At 67.6% G+C, this 19,323-nt stretch carries 17 protein-coding genes and 2 tRNA genes; 8 read left to right on the forward strand and 11 right to left on the reverse strand.

Annotation, left to right across the window (positions count from 1 at the left end; translation table 11 throughout):
- Positions 1-44 precede the first annotated feature (44 nt).
- The 5 genes from IM689_RS05270 (at position 45) to IM689_RS05290 (ending at position 4,156) form a co-directional block, all read left to right on the forward strand.
- Positions 45-320, forward strand: a complete 276-nt coding sequence (locus IM689_RS05270) for a DUF2277 domain-containing protein (protein WP_047312224.1) — start codon at positions 45-47, stop codon at positions 318-320.
- Complete coding sequence (locus IM689_RS05275) at positions 320-733, forward strand: DUF3806 domain-containing protein (RefSeq protein WP_193643165.1); 414 nt, start codon at positions 320-322, stop codon at positions 731-733. The genes IM689_RS05270 and IM689_RS05275 overlap by 1 nt, the downstream gene beginning before the upstream one ends.
- Positions 730-1,953 (forward strand): deoxyguanosinetriphosphate triphosphohydrolase, encoded by a 1,224-nt coding sequence (locus IM689_RS05280; RefSeq protein WP_227484549.1) that lies wholly within the window; start codon positions 730-732, stop codon positions 1,951-1,953. Before IM689_RS05275 ends, IM689_RS05280 begins: the two co-directional genes overlap by 4 nt.
- Before the next feature lie 62 nt (positions 1,954-2,015).
- Entirely contained in the window at positions 2,016-3,986 is a 1,971-nt protein-coding gene (dnaG, locus tag IM689_RS05285) for a DNA primase (protein ID WP_193643166.1), read from the forward strand.
- Positions 3,987-4,083: 97 nt separating this feature from the next.
- A tRNA-Asn gene (locus tag IM689_RS05290) sits at positions 4,084-4,156 on the forward strand.
- 115 nt (positions 4,157-4,271) lie between these two features.
- Here the strand turns inward: IM689_RS05290 and IM689_RS05295 are convergent.
- From IM689_RS05295 to IM689_RS05310, 4 genes are all read right to left on the reverse strand, one after another.
- Entirely contained in the window at positions 4,272-5,189 is a 918-nt protein-coding gene (locus IM689_RS05295) for an amino acid ABC transporter permease (RefSeq protein ID WP_193643167.1), read from the reverse strand.
- Positions 5,186-5,866, reverse strand: coding sequence for an amino acid ABC transporter permease (locus IM689_RS05300; RefSeq protein ID WP_193643168.1), 681 nt, complete (start codon positions 5,864-5,866; stop codon positions 5,186-5,188). Before IM689_RS05300 ends, IM689_RS05295 begins: the two co-directional genes overlap by 4 nt.
- A gap of 75 nt (positions 5,867-5,941) precedes the next feature.
- Complete coding sequence (locus IM689_RS05305) at positions 5,942-6,769, reverse strand: glutamate ABC transporter substrate-binding protein (RefSeq protein WP_047312082.1); 828 nt, start codon at positions 6,767-6,769, stop codon at positions 5,942-5,944.
- Positions 6,770-6,803: 34 nt separating this feature from the next.
- The gene (locus IM689_RS05310; protein WP_187034723.1) at positions 6,804-7,592 is read right to left on the reverse strand and encodes an amino acid ABC transporter ATP-binding protein; all 789 of its coding nucleotides are present in this window, start codon (positions 7,590-7,592) and stop codon (positions 6,804-6,806) included.
- Between the two features lie 206 nt (positions 7,593-7,798).
- Here IM689_RS05310 and IM689_RS05315 point away from each other — a divergent pair.
- Positions 7,799-7,872 (forward strand) — tRNA-Ile (locus tag IM689_RS05315).
- A gap of 155 nt (positions 7,873-8,027) precedes the next feature.
- Positions 8,028-8,543 (forward strand): DUF3145 domain-containing protein, encoded by a 516-nt coding sequence (locus IM689_RS05320; protein ID WP_047312083.1) that lies wholly within the window; start codon positions 8,028-8,030, stop codon positions 8,541-8,543.
- 79 nt (positions 8,544-8,622) lie between these two features.
- Here the strand turns inward: IM689_RS05320 and IM689_RS05325 are convergent, their stop codons facing one another.
- From IM689_RS05325 to IM689_RS05350, 6 genes are all read right to left on the reverse strand, one after another.
- Complete coding sequence (locus IM689_RS05325; protein WP_047312084.1) at positions 8,623-10,038, reverse strand: acyl-CoA carboxylase subunit beta; 1,416 nt, start codon at positions 10,036-10,038, stop codon at positions 8,623-8,625.
- Positions 10,035-11,285: a beta-ketoacyl-ACP synthase II gene (fabF, locus tag IM689_RS05330; protein WP_187034726.1), complete on the reverse strand. Its 1,251-nt coding sequence runs from the start codon at positions 11,283-11,285 to the stop codon at positions 10,035-10,037. Before fabF ends, IM689_RS05325 begins: the two co-directional genes overlap by 4 nt.
- Before the next feature lie 94 nt (positions 11,286-11,379).
- Entirely contained in the window at positions 11,380-11,628 is a 249-nt protein-coding gene (locus IM689_RS05335) for an acyl carrier protein (protein WP_047312086.1), read from the reverse strand.
- Positions 11,629-11,721: 93 nt separating this feature from the next.
- On the reverse strand, positions 11,722-12,702 hold the full coding sequence (locus IM689_RS05340; protein ID WP_129665377.1) for a beta-ketoacyl-ACP synthase III: 981 nt from the start codon (positions 12,700-12,702) through the stop codon (positions 11,722-11,724).
- Positions 12,702-13,877 carry an acyltransferase domain-containing protein gene (locus IM689_RS05345; RefSeq protein ID WP_193643169.1) on the reverse strand — a complete coding sequence of 392 codons (1,176 nt, stop codon included), beginning with the start codon at positions 13,875-13,877 and terminating at the stop codon, positions 12,702-12,704. Before IM689_RS05345 ends, IM689_RS05340 begins: the two co-directional genes overlap by 1 nt.
- Before the next feature lie 78 nt (positions 13,878-13,955).
- On the reverse strand, positions 13,956-15,146 hold the full coding sequence (locus tag IM689_RS05350) for a PucR family transcriptional regulator (RefSeq protein ID WP_193643170.1): 1,191 nt from the start codon (positions 15,144-15,146) through the stop codon (positions 13,956-13,958).
- A 105-nt stretch (positions 15,147-15,251) separates the two neighbouring features.
- Here IM689_RS05350 and IM689_RS05355 point away from each other — a divergent pair, with 105 nt between their 5' ends.
- Positions 15,252-16,376, forward strand: coding sequence for a glycerophosphodiester phosphodiesterase (locus tag IM689_RS05355; protein ID WP_193643171.1), 1,125 nt, complete (start codon positions 15,252-15,254; stop codon positions 16,374-16,376).
- A gap of 85 nt (positions 16,377-16,461) precedes the next feature.
- Here IM689_RS05355 and aceE read toward each other — a convergent pair whose 3' ends face one another.
- Positions 16,462-19,224: a pyruvate dehydrogenase (acetyl-transferring), homodimeric type gene (gene aceE / locus IM689_RS05360; protein WP_193643172.1), complete on the reverse strand. Its 2,763-nt coding sequence runs from the start codon at positions 19,222-19,224 to the stop codon at positions 16,462-16,464.
- Between the last annotated feature and the right edge of the window lie 99 nt (positions 19,225-19,323).

Below are 19,323 nucleotides of genomic sequence, written 5' to 3' on the forward strand. Positions count from 1 at the left end.
GCTCGACTGCCGTCGTAGTGGGCGGAATGTGCAACGCTATGCGCATGTGCCGCAACATCCGTCCGTTGAACAACTTCGAGCCTCCGGCCACCGACGACGAGGTGCGCGCCGCAGCGTTGCAGTACGTGCGCAAGATCGGTGGATCCACCAAGCCCTCCGCCGCCAACGAGGCCGCGTACGAGGCGGCCGTCGAGGCGATCACCGCGGCGTCGCGCGAACTCATCGACTCCCTGGTCACCAACGCGCCGCCGAAGGACCGAGAGGTCGAGGCGATCAAGGCGCGCGAGCGCGCTCGCGTGCGCTACGGGAGGGCCAGCTGATGAGCGAGATCACCATCGAACCCGTGGGGCCGGCCGAGCAGGAGGTGCTCGACAAGTGGCTCGACGATGCTGCGCGCTGGAACATCGACGTCACGGATGTGCGCTCCATCGATCGCGCGTACGAGAGCTACGTCGACGACGTCCTTGACCAGGACGAGGACGAGCGTGAGGATCCGACGCCGTTCGTCGCCATGCTCGGCTTCGCGCTCGGCCAGTGGCTGACGCTGGAGTCCGTCCTCGAGTGGCGCGTCATCACCGATGCGGACGGCCGCGACCTGGGTCTTTCCCTGCCGGACGAGTCGAGCATCATGTTCCCCAGCGACTTCATCGCAGACGCCTGGAACGAGATGCGCCGCGACTGGCTCAAGGGCTGGGCCACCGACCTTCGCAACCAGCTCGAGGCCCTTCGCTGAACGCCTACACCGCCGCCGACCGCGAGCGTTACGTCGTCGAGGATCTGACACGTAAGCGCTCCGATCGTGATGACTTCGCGCGCGACAGGGCGCGCATCGTCCACTCGGCGGCCTTGCGCCGGTTGTCGACGAAAACGCAGGTGTGGCAGGCAGGTACGGACGATTTCGTTCGCAACCGGTTGACACATTCGCTCGAGGTGGCGCAGATCGGGCGCGAACTGGCAGACGCTCTCGGGTGCAACAGCGACGTCGTCGACGCCGCATGTTTGGCCCACGATCTGGGGCACCCACCGTTCGGGCACTTCGGTGAGCAGGTCCTCGACGCTCTGTGCGACGACATCGGTGGTTTCGAGGGCAACGCCCAGACGTTCCGACTCCTCACACGCCTCGAGGCGAAGCGTCAGACCCCGAAGGGGCGCCCTGCCGGGCTCAACCTCACGCGGGCGACGCTCGACGCGTCGACGAAGTACCCCTGGCGGCGCAGCCACGGCCCCGAGGGCTCCCGCAAGTTCGGGGTGTACGAGGACGATCGCGACGTCTTCGACTTCGTGCGTGACGGTGTGGAAGGCGGCACGTGTCTCGAGGCGCAGATCATGGACTGGGCCGACGACGTGGCCTACAGCGTGCACGACGTCGAGGACGCCATCGCGGCCGAGGCCCTGGACCTGAAGGCGCTCGACGGCACGGCGGAGCGGGCGGCTGTCGTCGAGGTGGCCGCACGGATGTATGCGCCCGACCTGCCGGAGGCAGTCCTCGACGAAGCGCTGGAACGGGTCCTGCGTGACGACCTTCCGGCGACGTACGACGGCACCCGCCGCGATCTCGCGGCTCTCAAGGACATGACGAGCACCCTCGTCGGACGCTTCGCGGCAGCGCCCGAGGACGCCACGCGGGAGAGCTACGGCAGTGCCCCGCTCGTGCGCTACGAGGCACGCCTCGTCATCCCGGACGACGTGCGCGCTCAGGTGGCCGTGCTCAAGGGAATCTCGGCGCACTTCGTCATGTTCACTCCGATGCGCGACGAACAGCACACACGGCAGCGTGAGGTCGTGGAGGCGCTCGTGGCGCACTTCGCCGAGCATCCGGACGACATGGACCCGATGTTCCTCGACGACATCGAACACGCCACGTCGGACGCGGAGGCGCTGCGCGTCGTCGTGGACCAAGTGGCGAGCCTGACGGACGCCCGGGCCGTGCGCCTCGGCGTCCACAGTCACTGAGCCAGGCGAACACCCCTCGCGCCTAGACTGAGGGGACGCGTGAAGATCCCGGAAGGAGCGACGTGGCCGGTCTCATCAAGGCGGAGGACATCGCTGCTGTCAAGGACCGCGTGGACATCGAGGACGTCGTCTCCGAGCACGTCACGCTGCGTCGGGCTGGTGCCGGTTCGCTCAAGGGTCTGTGCCCGTTCCACGACGAGAAGACGCCGAGTTTCACCGTGCGCCCCGCTGTCGGCGTTTACCACTGCTTCGGGTGTGGCCAGTCGGGCGACGTCATCTCCTTCGTCATGGAGCTCGAGCACCTCACGTTCACGGACGCCGTCGAGCGTCTGGCCGCGAAGGTCGGCTTGGAGCTGCGCTACGAGGACGGCGAGCGCCCCGACCGCGAGCCGGCCGGGCGCCGCATGCGTCTCGTCGAGGCCCACCGGGTGGCCGAGGAGTTCTACCTCGAGCGGCTCATCGGCGACAAGGGCGAGCATGCCCGCGCCGGGCGTGACTTCCTGCGGGCCAAGGGCTTCAACGGCACCCACGCCAAGCACTTCGGCGTCGGCTTTGCGCCGCGTTCCGGTGACGCTCTTGTCGCGCACCTCCAGGCCAAGGGCTTCAACCCCGACGAGATGACGGCCTCTGGTCTGGCGGGGCAGTCCTCGCGCGGGCTCTACGACCGCTTCCGCGGGCGAGTGGTGTGGCCGATCCGTGACATCACGGGCGACACCGTCGGCTTCGGCGCGCGCCGGATCTTCGACGACGACCGCATCGAGGCGAAGTACCTCAACACGAGCGAGACGCCGATCTACAAGAAGACCCACATGCTTTACGGCCTCGACCTCGCGAAGAAGACGATCTCGCGTGAGCGCCGCGCTGTCGTCGTCGAGGGATATACCGACGTCATGGCGGCGCACCTGGCCGGCGTCGACAACGCCGTTGCGACCTGTGGCACGGCCTTCGGCGTCGACCACATCAAGTCGTTGCGGCGCATCATGCGGGACGAGGCCGGCGGTACGCCGGCCCGTGTCATCTTCACCTTCGACGGCGACGCAGCCGGCCAGAAGGCAGCGATGAAGGCGTTCGAGGAGGATCAGCGCTGGGCGTCCCAGTCGTTCGTGGCCGTCGCGAAGGACGGTATGGACCCGTGCGACCTGCGGCTGCGCCACGGCGACGAGGCGGTCAAGGCCCTCATCGACGACGCGGTGCCCATGTTCGAGTTCGCGGTGCGTACGACGATCTCCGGGTTCGATCTCGACCACGCCGAGGGCCGCGTATCGGCGATGAAGGCCGTTGCGCCGATCATCGCGGGTATCCGCGACACGACGTTGCGTCCGGAGTACGTGCGCACGGTGGCGGGCTGGATCGGTGTCGAGATCGAACAGCTCAACGCCGCCGTTCGCACCGCGCCCAAGGGCGGTACGGCTCGACGCTACGAGAACCGGCGTGCCACGGCCCAGCGTCCACCTGAGGGGCAGCAGCAGAACGACACAGCCAGTCGCCCCGACGCGGGCATCCCGGTCGCGCCGGAGCGTCCGCGTATCCCCAAGCCGGATCCTCGTGATCCGACGATCGCGGGGGAGCGGCAGTTGCTCCAGGTGATGCTCCAGTACCCCGAGTCGTTGAAGGGCACCGTCTTCGAGCAACTGCGCCCCGGCGACCTTCGCGCACCGGCGCACCGGTTCATCCTGGATGCTGCGATCAAGGCGGGCGGGCCGTCACGTGTGACGTCCATCGGGGCGTGGAACGAGGCCATTCGCTCGAGCACCGACCCGCAGTTGCACGACGTGCTCACCGAACTCGTCGTGCGCGACCTGCCGACGAAGCTCGACCCGACGACGGGGCGCCCCGACGAGCGCTACGTCGGGGCGCTCATCCAGAACGTGCAGGAGGGCGCGCTCAACGCGGCGATCGCCGACGCTCTGGGCCGCCTGCGCCGTCTGGACCCGGGCGCGAGCGGTTACGCCGACGACTCCCGCGCGGCCAGCGCGAGGCTGTTCGAACTGCAGACTCAGCTCAACCGACTGCGTGAGGCCGGCATGCGCTGAACCGGTGGCAAGGCGATTATGAACGGCTGAGAAACCTTTGCTACAGTTACGGCGCGCCAAACGTTCGGGTGAGAGCCCGGGCCGCTGGGTCAAGCATTCCCCTATAGCTCAATTGGCAGAGCATTCGACTGTTAATCGGAGGGTTCTTGGTTCGAGTCCAAGTGGGGGAGCACAACGAGAAGGGCCGCGAAAGCGGCCCTTTTTCGTTGCCCTTCTCCGGGCAGGTGAACAGGTACGAACGAGGCCCCCGCGATCAGATCGTGGGGGCCTCGTCGAGGGATCGCCCTACACCTGTTTGTTGTGTACGGCGAGGTCGACGCCGGGGGCCCCGACCGCTGCCACACCGGCTGTGACGCCGCCCGCCGGGCCGCCGCCCTGAGCGCTGTCCTCGGCTGCGCGGCCGCGGTTCTGCAGCCACTTCTCAGCGAGCACGGCGACCTTGGAGATCGCGTAGTTGAGCAGGATGTAGATCGTGCCGATGACGATGAGCGTCGGCACGATGTTGGCGAAGATCGTCGAGGCGTTCTTGCCCTTGTAGAGCATCTCGCCGTACTGAACCTGGTAACCCAGCGCCGTGTCCTTGAGGATGACGACGAGCTGGCTGATCAGCGTCGGCAGCATCGCGGTGACAGCCTGGGGGAGCAGGATCGAACGCAGCGTCTGCGAGTCGGTCAGACCGATCGCGACACCCGCCTCGCGCTGGCCCTTGGGCAGCTGGTCGACGCCGGAGCGGATGACCTCGGCGACCACGGAACCGTTGTAGATGACGAGGGCCGTGACGGTCGCGATGAAGGCGTGGATGTCCTCGGCGCCGCCGCGGGTGAGTGCGCCGTAGAGGAACAGCATCATGAGCAGGACGGGGACGGCGCGCCCGAACTCGACGATGACACCCGCGGCCCAGCTCAGGGGCTTGATCTGCGACATGCGAGCCATCGCGAAGATGACACCGAAGATCGTCGCGCCGATCATGCCGGCGAAGGCCGCCTTCAGCGTGCCCACGAGGCCGGGGAGGATGTATTCCTTCCACAGCTCAGGATCCGTGAACGGCTTCCACATGGCGGCCGTGAACTGCCCCTTGTCGTCAAGTCGCTTATAGACGACCCAGAGGACGGCTGCCAAGAGCAGGACACCGACCCCGGTCAGGATCATGTGACGACGGCGGGCCTTGGGGCCTGGCGCGTCGAAGAGAACTCCGGCGCTCATCGCTTCACCGCCAACTTCTTGCCGAGGTGGCCGACGAGAAGTCCGGTCGGCAGGGTCAGGAGGACGAAGGCGATCGCCGAGGCCACGAAGGCCTGGTTGAGCAGACCCGGGTCGTCCTCGGTGACCTTTGCGAGCATTGCCGCCATTTCAGCCACGCCGATGACGACGGCGACCGTCGTGTTCTTCGTGAGGGCGATGAGGGCGTTGCCCAACGGAACAATCGAGCCGCGGAAGGCCTGGGGGAGGATGACCTCGCGCAGCGACTGCCCGAACGTCAGACCGATCGAGCGAGCGGCCTCGGCCTGCCCGAGCGGAATGGTGTTCACACCGGAACGCAGCGACTCACAGACGTACGACGCGTGGTAGAGCACGAGACCGACGACCGCCAGGCGAAAGTTGTTCGTGTTGAAGAAGTCGGGGCTCTTGCTGTCAGCCAGGTTGATACCCAGCTTTGCCCACAGCACGAGGTTGCACGACAGGATGATGAGCGTCAGCGGCGTGTTGCGGAAGATGTTGACGTACGAGGTGCCAAGGAAACGCAGCATCGGCACCGGCGACATGCGCAGAACGGCGACCAGGGTGCCCACGACGAGGGAACCGATAGCCGCAGCAATCGTCAGCTTGATCGTCATCCACAGCGCGGACAGCAGATCATAATCGCTGAAAAGCGTTGACATGCAATGCCTTTCGGAACGTGCGAGGCGGGTGGGGCTGGTGAAAGTTCACCGGCCCCACCCGCCGCGTCAGATAGATCAGGAGCAGGCTTCGAACGACTTCGGCGGGTTCACCTTAGTGTCGTACTTGAAGTCGGCGCCGAGGTTGGCCTCGACGGCCTTCTTCCACTCGCCGGAGTCGACCATCTTCTTGATCGCGGCGTTGACCTTCTCGCAGGTGGCCTTGTCGCCCTTCTTCAGGCCGACGCCGTACTTCTCCTCGGTGAACGGGTCACCGACGAGCTTGAACTTGCCCTTGTAGGCGTCCTGGTTGGCGTAGCCGGCGAGGATCGTGTTGTCCGTCGTCATGGCCTCGATGGCGCCCGAGGCGAGAGCGTCCGCGCACTCGGAGTACTTGTCGTACTTCTGGGGCACAAGGTTCGGCTGCTTCTCCTTGAGGTTGTCGACCGACGTCGAACCGGTGACGGAGCAGACCTTCTTGCCCGACAGGTCGGAGACGCTCTTGATCGAGCTGTCCGACTTCACGAGGACCGACTGGCCGGCGATGAAGTAGGGACCACCGAAGGAGACGACCTTCTTGCGCTTGTCGGTGATCGAGTAGGTCGCGAAGATCATCTTCACGGAGCCGTTCTCGAGCATCTTCTCGCGCTGCTTGGACGGCGTCTCGACGAACTCGATCTTGTCCGCCTCGTAGCCCATTTCCTTGGCGACGTACTTGGCGACGTCGACGTCGAGACCCTTGTAATCGGAACCGGCCTTGAGGCCGAGACCCGGCTGGTCGAACTTGATGCCGATCTTGACCTTGTCGCCCGAGCCGGAGCTCGACTCGTCGTCACTGCCGCCACAGGCGCTGAGGCCGAGGGCGAGGGACGCGACGCCGACCGTGGCGATTGCGCGCTTCATCATGGATTTCCTCCTGGTAAAAGACCTGACCCGAGGGTCAGTGGGTGAGGATCTTGCCGAGGAAATCCTTGGCGCGATCGGACTTGGGGTTGGTGAAGAACTCTTCGGGCTCAGCCTGCTCGAGGATCTCGCCGTCGGCCATGAAGATGACGCGGTCGGCAGCGCGACGGGCGAAGCCCATCTCGTGCGTGACGACGATCATCGTCATGCCCTCCTTGGCCAGCTGCGCCATGACGTCGAGGACCTCGTTAATCATCTCGGGGTCGAGGGCGGAGGTGGGCTCGTCGAAGAGCATGACCTTCGGCTCCATGGCGAGCGAGCGCGCGATGGCCACACGCTGCTGCTGACCGCCGGAGAGCTGGGCCGGGAACTTCTTGGCCTGGTGGTCGACGCCCACGCGCTTGAGCAGTTCCATGGCGCGCGACTCGGCGTCGCCCTTGGACTTCTTGCGCACCTTGATCGGGCCGAGGGTCACGTTGTCGAGAATCGTCTTGTGGGCGAAGAGGTTGAACGACTGGAAGACCATCCCGACGTCGGCGCGCAGCTTCGCGAGGCCCGCTCCCTCGGCGGGAAGCTCCTTGCCGTCGATCTGGATCGTGCCGTTCTCGATCGTCTCGAGGCGGTTGATCGTGCGGCACAGCGTCGACTTACCCGAACCCGACGGGCCGAGGATGACGACGACCTCGCCGCGGTTGATCGTGAGGTTGATGTCCTTCAGGACATGCAGGTCACCGTAGTGCTTGTTGACACCCTCGAGAACGACGAGCGGCTCGCCGCGCTTCGCCCGGATGTCGGACTGCTCGGTGGCAGTGGTGGCTCCAGTCATGGATGTGAGCGTAGTAACGCCTGCACGGATGAGCGCTACCGAATGCTCACCTGTGACCTAATCGGTACAAACACACAAGCATAGGTATGACAGGGTTTTGGGGGTTCGCGGCCACGTGGGCGCTGCACGCGGTGTTGGCTGCGGACTCGTCCTTGGGGGCGAGCGGCTACACTTCCGCGAGTGCCGGGCGCCTGAGCGCCGGGCTCGGGGCGGTAGCTCAGCCGGTCAGAGCAGAGGACTCATAATCCTTGGGTCGTGGGTTCAAGCCCCACCCGCCCTACTCCGAAGTCCAGTTTTCGACCGCGCCCGCCCGCGCGGCGTTCTCGCCTTCGCCGTGCCCGTGAGGCATGATGGGGCCACAACCGCACAGTTCGAACACCTGAAATCGCATGAGGTCGTTGGGGAAGACGTCCCTCGCGCACACAGGAGGTTCGGATGTCGATGACGTCCTCACGCGTCATGACCCGCGGGGTGGTGTTCGTTCACTCCACCCCAGCGGCGCTGTGCCCGCACATCGAATGGGCCCTGGAGAGCATCCTGGGCCTCGACGTGTCCCTCGAGTGGACCGATCAGCCCGTCGCGCCCGGCCTCGTGCGCACCGAGTTCAGCTGGGCCGGTGACGCCGGTACCGGCGCGCGGCTCGCCAGCGCCCTGCGCGGCTGGGATCACGTGCGCTACGAGGTCACCGAAGAGCCCTCGGCCGGCACGGACGGCTCGCGTTGGTCGCACACGCCCAGCCTGGGCATCCATCACACCTGGACCTCCGCCAGCGGCGACGCCGTCGTCAGCGAGGACCGACTGCGCAGCGCCCTCATGGCGAGCGGCGGCGACCCGCAGGAGTTCCGCGCAGAGATGGCCGAACTGCTCGGCACGGCCTGGGACCAGGAACTGGAGCCCTTCCGGTACGCCGGTGACGGTGCGCCCGTGCGCTGGCTCCACCGCGTCGGCTGACCCGACGCCCACACACCAAAGGGCGGTGCCTTCCTCTGGGGGAGGCACCGCCCTTTCGCGTGCAGTCAATGAGCGAACGTCACAGCGGAATGTTGCCGTGCTCGCCTCGGCGAGCCGGAGCCTCGGCGAGCGCAGCTACGAGCGCTCCGCGCGTCTTCGTCGGCTCGACGACCTCGTCGACGACACCGATCTCCTGCGCGCGCTCCAAGCCGCCGGCGAGCACTGCGTGCTCCGCTGCCAGTTCCTCCTCGACGCGCGCACGGTCGTCGATCTCGACCTCGGCCAGACGACGGCGGTGCAGGATGCGCACCGCCGCGACGTGACCCATGACGGCCACCTCCGCGCTCGGCCACGCGAACACCTTCGTCGCGCCGAGCGAACGGCTGTTCATCGCGATGTATGCGCCGCCGTACGTCTTGCGCGTCACGAGCGTCACGCGCGGGACCACCGACTCGCCGAACGCGTGCAGCAGCTTCGCGCCGCGACGCACGACACCGTCCCACTCCTGGCCGACGCCGGGAAGGTAACCCGGAACGTCAACGAGGACGACGAGCGGGATGCCGAACGCGTCACACATACGCACGAAGCGGGCCGTCTTCTCGGCGGCGGGGGAGTCGAGGCAGCCACCGAGGCGCATCGGGTTGTTCGCGATGACGCCGACCGTGCGTCCACCGAAACGCCCCAGGGCCGTGACGATGTTCGGCGCCCACTTCGCGTGGAGCTCGATGATCTCGGCCGCGTCGTCGAAGAGGTTGTCGACGAGCGGGTGCACGTCGTAGGCACGCTTCGCGTTCTCGGGGAACGTTTCGCCCAGGTCGCGTTCCTCGGTGCCCGCGACATCGAACTCACGCTGATCGGCCATGAGGGAGGCGAGCAGGCGTCCGCGCTCGAACGCCTCGTCCTCGGTCTCCGTCACGACGTGGACCACACCCGAACGACGCCCGTGTGGCTCCGGGCCACCCAGACGCGCGGCGTCGACGTTCTCGCCGGTGACGCTGCGCACAACGTCCGGACCGGTGACGAAGATGCGGCCCTTCTCGGCCATGATGACGACGTCCGTGAGAGCCGGGCCGTACGCCGCGCCACCCGCGGCGGCTCCGATGACGACGGAGATCTGCGGGATCTTGCCCGAGGCGCGCGTCATGATGGCGAACACCTCACCCACGGCGTGGAGGCTGACCACGCCCTCCGCGAGGCGGGCGCCACCTGAGTGCCACAGGCCGATGATCGGCGTGCCTTCAGCGAGAGCGATGTCGTACGCCTCGACGATCGCCTTGCAGCCCTCGACGCCCATGGCGCCGCCCTGGACGCGAGCATCCGAGCAGAACACGACGACGGGAGCGCCGTTCGCGCGGCCACGCGCCGAGACGAAGCCCGACTTCTCGACCTCGTTGATGATCTCCACCGTGCCGTCGTCGAGGAAGTTCTCCAGACGCAGGTTCGGGTCGCGCGGGTCGGCGGCAGGCGCCTCCGGCGCAGCGGTGAGGGCGTTCATGAAGCACTCCTGAGGGTTACGGCGACGTTGTGGCCGCCGAAGCCGAACGAGTTGTTGAGAACGGCGACGTCGCCGTCGGGCAGCTTGCGCGCCTCGCCGCGCACGAGGTCGAGGTCGGCGAACGGCTCGTCCACCTCGTCGACGTTGATCGTGGCCGGCACGAGGCGGTGGTGGACGGTGAGCGCCGCGATGAGCGTCTCGAGTGCACCTGCGGCACCGAGGAGATGGCCCGTCATCGACTTCGTGCCGGTGACCGCGATGCCACCGGCAGCGTCACCGAACGCGCGTCGGATCGCGGTGGCTTCCGCGACGTCACCGACCGGCGTCGAGGTGGCGTGAGCGTTGATGTGCACGATGTCGGCGGGCGTCAACCCGGCGCTCGTGATGGCCTCGGTCATGGCGCGAGCGGCACCTGCACCCTCCGGGTCGCCGGCGGTGATGTGGTAGGAGTCAGCGGACATTCCCAGCCCCGCGAACTCGGCGTAGATCGTGGCGCCACGGGCCTTGGCGTGCTCGTACTCCTCGAGCACGACGACAGCCGCGCCCTCGCCGAGCACGAAGCCGTCACGGTCGGGAGCCCACGGACGCGAAGCAGTCTCGGGGGAGTCGTTGCGCGTCGACATGGCGCGCGCAGCAGCGAAACCGGCGATCGGCAGCGGGTGCATCGGTGCTTCGCTACCGCCGGCGATGGCCATGTCGGCTCGACCGGAGGCGATCATCTGGGCCGCGAAGCCCATCGACTCCGCACCCGACGAACACGCGGAAACCGACGTGTGAGCGCCCGCCTTGGCGCCGAACTCCATCGACACGTTGCCGGAGGCAGCGTTCGGCATGAGCATCGGCACAGTGAGGGGGTAGATGCGACGCGCGCCCTTCTCCTTGAGCACGTCGTACTGGTCGAGCAGCGACTGCACGCCGCCGATACCCGTACCGATGGCGGAGGCGAGGCGCTCCGGCTCGACCTCGGGGGAGCCAGCGTCGGCCCACGCCTCGCGAGCCGCCACCATGGCGTACTGCGTGAACGGGTCCATGCGCTTGAGCTCGACCTTCGCCAGCGTCGAGGCAGGGCTCTCGGCGAGCGTGGCGGCGAAGGTGACGGGCAGCTCGTACTCGCTCACCCAGCTCTCCTCAAGGGTGCGGGCGCCGCTCTTGCCGGCCAGCAGAGCTTCCCAGGTGGCGGGCGCGGTGGCGCCCAGCGGAGTGGTGGCTCCAAGGCCGGTGATGACGACTCGGCGGTTCTCGCTCATGAGGCGAACTCCTCGATGCGGGGTGTGACGGAAGCGGGTGGGAGGCGGTGGCTCACCGAGCGGGTGAGCCACCGTCGTCCGGCCTGGTGAAGGTTCAGGCCTGGGCGTTCTTGATGTAGTTGACGGCGTCGCCGACGGTGACGAGGTTCTTGACCTCTTCGTCCGGGATGCGCACGCCGAACTTCTCCTCGGCGTTGACGACGATCGTCATCATCGACAGCGAGTCGATGTCGAGGTCGTCGGTGAAGGACTTGTCCGACTGGACCGACGAGGCGTCGATGCCCGTCTCCTCGTTGACGATCTCGGCGAGGCCGGCGAGGATCTCCTGCTCGGAAGCAGCCATGGTGTCTCTCCTTGTGGTTGCTCGATCGGCATTCGATCGAGGTCGGTATCTGACTCACCTCGGGTTACCCGCCGAGGCGCGGGAACTGGTGGGTTACGGAATCTCGATGACCTGCGCGGCGTACGCGAGGCCGGCACCGAAGCCGATCTGCAGCGCGATGTCGCCGCTCTTGGCCTGGCCCTCACGGATCATCCGCTCGGCAGCCAGCGGCACTGACGCCGCGGAGGTGTTGGCCATGTCGACGATGTCGCGGGCGACCTTGACGTGCTCGGGCAGCTTCATCTGCTTGACCATCGCGTCGATGATGCGCGTGTTGGCCTGGTGGGGGATGAACACGTCGATGTCGTCCGGCGTCAGCCCTGCGGCCTCCACGGCCTGCAGTGCCACCGGAGCCATGCTCCACACGGCCCAGCGGAAGACGGACTGGCCGGCCATCGTGATCTTGGGGTCGGCCTGGTGGCCTTCGCCTACCTGGCGGATCGACTCCCAACCGGAGCCGTCGCTGCCCCAGATCGTCGGGCCGATGCCGACGTGGTCGCTCGGGCCGACGACGGCCGCTCCGGCGCCGTCACCGAAGATGAACGCCGAACCGCGGTCGGTGAGGTCGAGAACGTCCGTCAGTTTCTCCGCGCCGATGACGAGCACGTGGCTCGCATCGCCGGAGCGGATCATGTCCGAGGCCAGGCCGATGCCGAAGCAGTAGCCGGCGCACGCCGCGGCGATGTCGATGGCTGCGGGCTTGTCGAGCCCGAGGCGGTCGGCGAGCATCGGTGCAGCCGCTGGGGTGAACAGGTGATGGGTGACCGAACCGACGAGGACGCCGTCGATGAGTGACGGGTCGATGCCGGAGTTCGCGATCGCCTCACGGGCGGCGGCTTCGGCCATGTCGAGCATCGTCTCTTCGGGGCGCGCGAAGCGACGGGTCTTGATGCCCGATCGCTCCTGGATCCACTCGTCGGAGGAGTCGATCGGACCGACGATCTCGTCGTTCGTCACGAGGCGTTCCGGGCGGTAGGCGCCCACGCCGAGCACGCGGGTGAACTCGGCTCCGGTGCGCTGCGTGATCGTCGCCATCACGCACCTGCCGGGTGCAGGCGGACGAGCGGCTGGCCGGGCGACACCGGGTCCTCGTCCTCGACGAGCCACTCGATGATGCGTCCGCCGTGCGGCGCGACGGCGTTGTAGGCGTCACGTGCGGTGACGACCTGACCGATCGTCTCGCCGGGGCGGATCGTGTCGCCCTCGGCCAGCGGCGCACGGGTGATCGTGCCCTTGGCCGGCGCGATGACGAGACGCCAAGCCGGTTCGATGTCGTCCTCGAGTACGCCGTGCTCCCGCACCATGCGGTGCGCAGCGTCGAGATCGTCCGGGGTCTTGACGGCGAGCGTCTCGACGCCGGGCATCGCGCGCTTGGCCAGGCCGACGAGCGTGCCCGCCGGGGGAATCTCGATGAGACCCGTGACGCCCATGGCCTTGAACGTCTCCATCGTGAGATCCCAGCGAACCGGGTTGCTCACCTGGGTGACGAGACGCTCTAGCACCTTCGTGCCGTCGTGGACGACGAGACCGTCCTTGTTCGACACGAGCGGGATGCGCGGGTCGTGCGTCGAGATGGCGCCGGCAAAGGCAGAGAGGCGGTCCAGCGCGGGCGCCATGTGCTCGGTGTGGAACGCTCCGGCGACCGGCAGCGGCACGACGCGGGCCTTGGCCGGCGGGTCGGCCTTGAGGTCCTCGAGCTGCTCGAGCGTGCCCGCGGCGACGATCTGGCCGGCGCCATTCATGTTGGCGGGGGTGAGGCCCTTGGCCTCGAGGTGGGCGACGACCTCGCTCTGCTCGCCGCCCATGACGGCGCTCATGCCGGTGGGGGTGACGGCGGCCGCGTCGGCCATTCCGGCGCCGCGCTCACGCACGAACACCATGGCCTGCTCGGCCGTGAGGACGCCCGCGGCGGCAGCTGCGGTGATCTCACCGACGCTGTGGCCCGCACCGGCGCTGACCGAACGGAAGCCCTCGACGGGGTGCTCGAACAGCGCGAGAAGCGAGACGAGCCCGCTCGCGACGATGAGGGGCTGCGCGACGGCCGTGTCTTTGATGGTGGGCGCGTCGGCCTCGGTGCCGTAGTGCACGAGGTCCATATCCGCGCAGGCCGACAGCCAGGTCATGCGGGAGCGGAAATCCGGCAGCGCAAGCCACGGGCGAAGGAAACCGGGGGTCTGGGAGCCCTGTCCAGGGCACACGATCGCAAGCACGGTTCCACTCTGCCCGGCCTGGCCCCTGCACTGCGACCGGGCGGGCGACGAACTTCGCGAGTGTGATTTGTAGGGTTCCTACAAGCCGACGTCCCCGCGGGGGCGTCGTGCGCGGCGCCCGGCCTCGAGGTCGGCGAACATGATCGCGAGCCGCAGAGCGAACGCGTCATGGGTGTCCGTGAGGTCGAGGTCGGTGGCGTCGAGGATGCGTCCGAGCCGGTATCGCACAGTGTTGGCGTGGACGAACAGCTCGCGCGCGGTGCCTTCGAGCGAACCCGTGCGCAGGTACGTGCGGGCCGTGTCGCCCAGTGGCGAACCCACGTCGAGCGTGCCGGTCGCAATGGAGGCCAACGCGCGGCGCGCCTTGTCGTCTCCCGCAACGGCCCTGGCCGCGAGCAGGTCGTCGCTTCGGGTCGGGCGAGGCAGCTGTGGTGCCGCCGGCGCCGCCTCGTAACCGCGGATGGCGTCGCGGGCGGAGCGCCCGGCAGCGTAGAGGTGGGGCACCTTGGGGCCACAGACGACGGGGCCCGGTCCGAAATGATCTGCGAGGGTCGTCGCGGCTGCGATCGGATCCGTCACCGGCCCGATGATGGCGATCATGCGTCGTCCTTCGACCGAGACGAGCACCTCGAGGCCGGCATGACGAGCGGCGCGCCGCAGCGGGTCGACGACGCTCGACTCGCCGCCCGCGGGGCTGGAGCCGACGACCACCGTCACGCCGCGCACCTCGGCCCACCCGAGAGCGTTCACACGCGAGCCGAGGGATTCGTCCGGCTCACCGCGGACGACGGCGTCGACGACGAGGGATTCGAGTCGGGCATCCCACGCGCCGCGTGACTCCGCGGCTCGGGCATAGACGTGCGCGGCCCCGAACGCCACTTCGCGCGCGTATCTCAGGACGGCCTCGCGCACGGTGGCGCGCTCCTCGGCCCGCGCATGCTGCGGCGCTTCCTCCTCGACCACCTCGATGACGGTGCGCAGCAGGTCGAGGGTCTGTTCCAGGGTGATGCGCCGCGCCAGCTCGCGCGGGGCGTTGGCGAAGATGTCGATGGCGTGCGAGTCGTCGACGGAGGGGTCTCGTAGCCAGCCGAGGAAGGAGCGGATGCCGTCCTGCGCGATGACGCCGATCCAGCTGCGATCGTCGGCCGCGAGGTCGGAGAACCACGCGTGACGGCTCTCGACGCGGGCGCTCGCGTGGGTGGCCATGGCCGAACTCGCCCGGTGGATCGCCGTCATCGATGCGTCGGAGACAGGGGAGTGCGCAACCATGCGCCACACCGTACCGTCACGGCCGCCGAGGCCGGGTTCCCCGGTTCGTTCCCTGTTCACTTCCCCGACGCGCCGTGATCACACCGGGGCGGTCTCATGGCCTTCATGAAGCGACGATCACTCCTGTCACTCACCACCGCCTCGGCGGCGACGTTCGCTCTGGGCGATGCCGCACAGGCCTCCACGACCTCCGGTCATCGACGTCATGGACACGGTGCGCGTTACCGCAAGCCCTACGTTGTCGGACACCGCGGAGCGAGCGGCTACCGCCCCGAGCACACACTCGGGGCCTACCGTCTGGCGGCACGCATGGGTGCCGATATCATCGAACCGGACCTCGTCATCACGAAGGACGGCGTGCTCGTCGTACGTCACGAGCCGGAGATCTCGGGCACGACGGATGTCGCGAAGCGCCCCGAGTTCGCCTCGCGCAAGACGACGAAGTCGCTCGACGGCAAACCGGTCACCGGATGGTTCACGGAGGACTTCACGCTCGCCGAGCTTCGGACGCTGCGCGCGGTGGAGAGATTGCCCGAGCTGCGTCAGCGCAACACGATCTACGACGGGCTGTGGCAGGTGCCGACGTTTGAGGAGGTGCTCAAGCTGCGCCGCGAACTGGAGCGCGAGCTCGGGCGCATGATCGGCGTCTACCCCGAGACGAAGCACTCCACGTACTTTCGCGCGCAGGGCAAGCCACTCGAGGAGAAGCTCGTCCCGCTCATCCGCACCTACGGGCTCGACCGGCCCGGTGCCCCGATCTTCATCCAGTCGTTCGAACTGCAGAACCTGCTCGACCTGCGCACTCGCTTCAAGGTGAAGGCACCACTCGTCTTCCTCACCGACGCGAAGGGCGGCCCCTTCGCCGACCCGAAGAAGCGCTCCTACTCCCACCTGACATCACCGGCCGGGCTGCGGGAGTGGGCACACCTGCTCGACGGTCTGGGGCCGTCGGTCAAGCAGGTCATCGCCTGGAACGCGGACAACACCCTCGGTGCTCCGACGTCTCTCGTTCGCGATGCCCACGCGGTCGGCCTCCAGGTGTGCCCGTGGACGGTGCGGGCCGAGAACGACTTCCTGCCCGCGGACCTGCGCAACGGAAGTAACCCCGGCGATTTCGGTCGGGTCGTCGACTATCTCGACAAGCTGTACGCCACCGGCATCGACGGGATCTTCTCGGACATGCCGGACATCGCCGTTCTCGCACGCGAGAGGTATCTCAGCCGGCGTTGACGCGCGTCCGCCTCGGTGCACGAAGGGGCCGGTCACCGCAGTTCAGCGGTGACCGGCCCCTCGCTATTGCTCTGGCGGTGTCGGTCTACGACTCGCCGCCAGCGTTGCCGGAGGTTCCGGCACGCACGTCGAGCAGCTGGTACTTCTCGGCGGCCTGCTTCGGCACGTCCTTGTCAACCTCACCGCGGTCGGCCAGCGACTGCAGTGCGCGCACCGCCATGGACGGACCGTCGATGTGGAAGAAGCGACGAGCCGCAGCGCGGGTGTCGGAGAAACCGAACCCGTCGGCGCCGAGGGAGTGGTACTCGCCCGGCACGTACTGACGGATCTGGTCGTGCACCTGACGCATCGAGTCGGACGTCGCGATGACCGGCCCGGGGGCGTCCTGCAGCTTCTGCGTGACGTACGGGACTCGACGCTCCTCGTCCGGGTGGAGGAAGTTGTGCTCGTCGGCCTCGAGACCGTCACGACGCAGCTCGTTCCACGACGTCACCGACCACACGTCGGCGACGACGCCCCAGTCGTCCTTGAGCAGTTCCTGGGCCTCGAGAGCCCACGGCACACCGACGCCCGAAGCGAGCAGCTGCGTGCGCGGAGCGTTCTCGCCGACACCGTCGAACAGGCCGTCCTTGAGCTTGTAGATGCCACGCAGGATGCCCTCGGCGTCCACGTTCTCCGGCTCGGCCGGCTGCACGAGCGGCTCGTTGTAGACCGTGAGGTAGTAGATGACGTTCTCGGCGTTCGGGCCGTACATCTTGTTGAGGCCGTCCTGGACGATGTGCGCGATCTCGTACCCGTAAGCCGGGTCGTAGGCGCGGATCGCCGGGTTGGACGCCGCGAGTAGCAGGCCGTGACCGTCCGCGTGCTGCAGACCCTCGCCCGTCAGCGTCGTGCGACCGGCGGTGGCTCCGATGAGGAAGCCGCGAGCCATCTGGTCGGCAGCCGCCCAGATCGAGTCACCCGTGCGCTGGAAACCGAACATCGAGTAGAAGACGTAGACGGGCACCATCGGCACGTCGTTCGTCTCGTACGCCGAGCCGACGGCGGTGAACGCCGCCACCGAACCGGCCTCGTTGATGCCCAGGTGAAGCAGCTGACCCTGCGGCGACTCCTTGTAGGCGAGCATGAGCTCGGCGTCGACGGAGCGGTAGTGCTGACCGTGCGGGTTGTAGATCTTCGCCGTCGGGAAGAACGCGTCCATACCGAACGTGCGCGCCTCGTCGGGGATGATCGGCACGATGTGCTTGCCGAACTCCTTGTCGCGCATGAGCTCCTTGAGGATGCGCACGAAGGCCATCGTCGTGGCCACTTCCTGCTTGCCGGAGCCCTTCTTGGCGATCTTGTAGGCCTCGTCGCCCGGCAGCGTCAGCTCACCGGAGCGGCCCTTGCGCGACGGCAGTCCGCCACCGAGCTTGGCGCGGCGTTCCATGAGGTACTGGATCGCCGGGTCGTCCTCACCCGGGTGGTAGTACGGCGGACGGTACGGGTCCTTTTCGAGCTCCTCGTCGCTGATCGGGATCTGCAGCGAGTCGCGGAACATCTTGAGGTCCTCGAGCGTCATCTTCTTCATCTGGTGCGTCGCGTTACGGCCCGCGAAGTGCGTGCCGAGCGAGTAGCCCTTGATGGTGTGCGCGAGGATGACGGTGGGCTGGCCGGTGTGCTCCGTGGCGGCCTTGTAGGCGGCGTACACCTTGCGGTAGTCGTGGCCACCGCGCTTGAGCTTCCACCACAGGTCGTCGTCCGACCAGCTCTCGACCATCTTGCGCGTGCGCGGGTCCTGACCGAAGAAGTGCTCACGCACGAACGCGCCGTCGTTGGCGCGGATGGTCTGGTAGTCGCCGTCACGCGTCTTGTTCATGATGTTGACGAGCGCGCCGTCGCGGTCCTGGGCCAGCAACGGGTCCCACCCGCGGCCCCACAGCACCTTGATGACGTTCCAGCCCGCGCCGCGGAAGAACGCCTCGAGCTCCTGGACGATCTTGCCGTTACCGCGCACCGGACCGTCGAGGCGCTGCAGGTTGCAGTTGACGACGAACGTGAGGTTGTCGAGCTCCTCGTTGGCTGCCCACTGCAGGGCGCCGCGGCTCTCGACCTCGTCCATCTCGCCGTCACCGAGGAAGGCCCACACGTGCTGCTCGGACGTGTCCTTGAGGCCACGGTTGTGCAGGTACTTGTTGACCATGGCCTGGTAGATGGCGTTCATCGGGCCGATGCCCATGGACACCGTCGGGAACTCCCAGAACTCCGGCATGTTGCGCGGGTGCGGGTAGCTCGGCAGACCGGCGGGCTCACCGTCGATGAAGTGGCTCTTCTCCTGACGGAAGCCGTCGAGCTGCTCCTCGCTCAGGCGACCCTCGAGGTAGGCGCGCGAGTAAATACCGGGGGAGGCGTGGCCCTGGATGAAGATCTGGTCACCGCCGCCCGGGTGGTCCTTGCCGCGGAAGAAGTGGTTGAAGCCGACTTCGTAGAGCGTCGCGGCCGAGGCGTACGTGGAGATGTGGCCGCCGACGCCGACGTCGGGGCGCTGCGCGCGGTGCACCATGACCGCAGCGTTCCAGCGGATCCAGGCGCGGTACTTGCGCTCCATGTCCTCGTCGCCCGGGAACCACGGCTCGGACTCGGGGCCGATCGTGTTGATGTAGTCCGTCGCGGTCAGCGACGGCACGCCGATCTGCTGGCCGCGGGCACGCTCGAGGAGCTTGAGCATGACGTAGCGGGCGCGGTTACGGCCCTGCTCGTCGATGACACCGTCGAGAGAGTCGAGCCATTCCTGGGTCTCCTCCGGATCGACGTCCGGCAACTGGCTCGGGATGCCATTGAGAATCGGGCCGGCTTCATCAAGGGACACGGTGCGTCCTTTCAGTTTCTTCGTCGGCGCTACCTGGCACGCGCCACTGCCCCCATCCTGCCCCCGAAAGGCGCGTCGTGGGAAACCGGGGAGGGCTAC

This window comes from Dermacoccus barathri (assembly GCF_015070805.1).
Taxonomy (GTDB): Bacteria; Actinomycetota; Actinomycetes; order Actinomycetales; family Dermatophilaceae; genus Dermacoccus; species Dermacoccus abyssi.

Coding starts and splice junctions, on each gene's coding strand:
- IM689_RS05270 (WP_047312224.1), top strand. CDS start 45: ATGTGCCGCAACATCCGTCCGTTGAACAACTTCGAGCCTCCGGCCACC.
- IM689_RS05275 (WP_193643165.1), top strand. CDS start 320: ATGAGCGAGATCACCATCGAACCCGTGGGGCCGGCCGAGCAGGAGGTG.
- IM689_RS05295 (WP_193643167.1), bottom strand. CDS start 5,189: ATGAGCGCCGGAGTTCTCTTCGACGCGCCAGGCCCCAAGGCCCGCCGT.
- IM689_RS05300 (WP_193643168.1), bottom strand. CDS start 5,866: ATGTCAACGCTTTTCAGCGATTATGATCTGCTGTCCGCGCTGTGGATG.
- IM689_RS05305 (WP_047312082.1), bottom strand. CDS start 6,769: ATGATGAAGCGCGCAATCGCCACGGTCGGCGTCGCGTCCCTCGCCCTC.
- IM689_RS05310 (WP_187034723.1), bottom strand. CDS start 7,592: ATGACTGGAGCCACCACTGCCACCGAGCAGTCCGACATCCGGGCGAAG.
- IM689_RS05320 (WP_047312083.1), top strand. CDS start 8,028: ATGTCGATGACGTCCTCACGCGTCATGACCCGCGGGGTGGTGTTCGTT.
- IM689_RS05325 (WP_047312084.1), bottom strand. CDS start 10,038: ATGAACGCCCTCACCGCTGCGCCGGAGGCGCCTGCCGCCGACCCGCGC.
- fabF (WP_187034726.1), bottom strand. CDS start 11,285: ATGAGCGAGAACCGCCGAGTCGTCATCACCGGCCTTGGAGCCACCACT.
- IM689_RS05335 (WP_047312086.1), bottom strand. CDS start 11,628: ATGGCTGCTTCCGAGCAGGAGATCCTCGCCGGCCTCGCCGAGATCGTC.
- IM689_RS05340 (WP_129665377.1), bottom strand. CDS start 12,702: ATGGCGACGATCACGCAGCGCACCGGAGCCGAGTTCACCCGCGTGCTC.
- IM689_RS05350 (WP_193643170.1), bottom strand. CDS start 15,146: ATGGTTGCGCACTCCCCTGTCTCCGACGCATCGATGACGGCGATCCAC.
- IM689_RS05355 (WP_193643171.1), top strand. CDS start 15,252: ATGAAGCGACGATCACTCCTGTCACTCACCACCGCCTCGGCGGCGACG.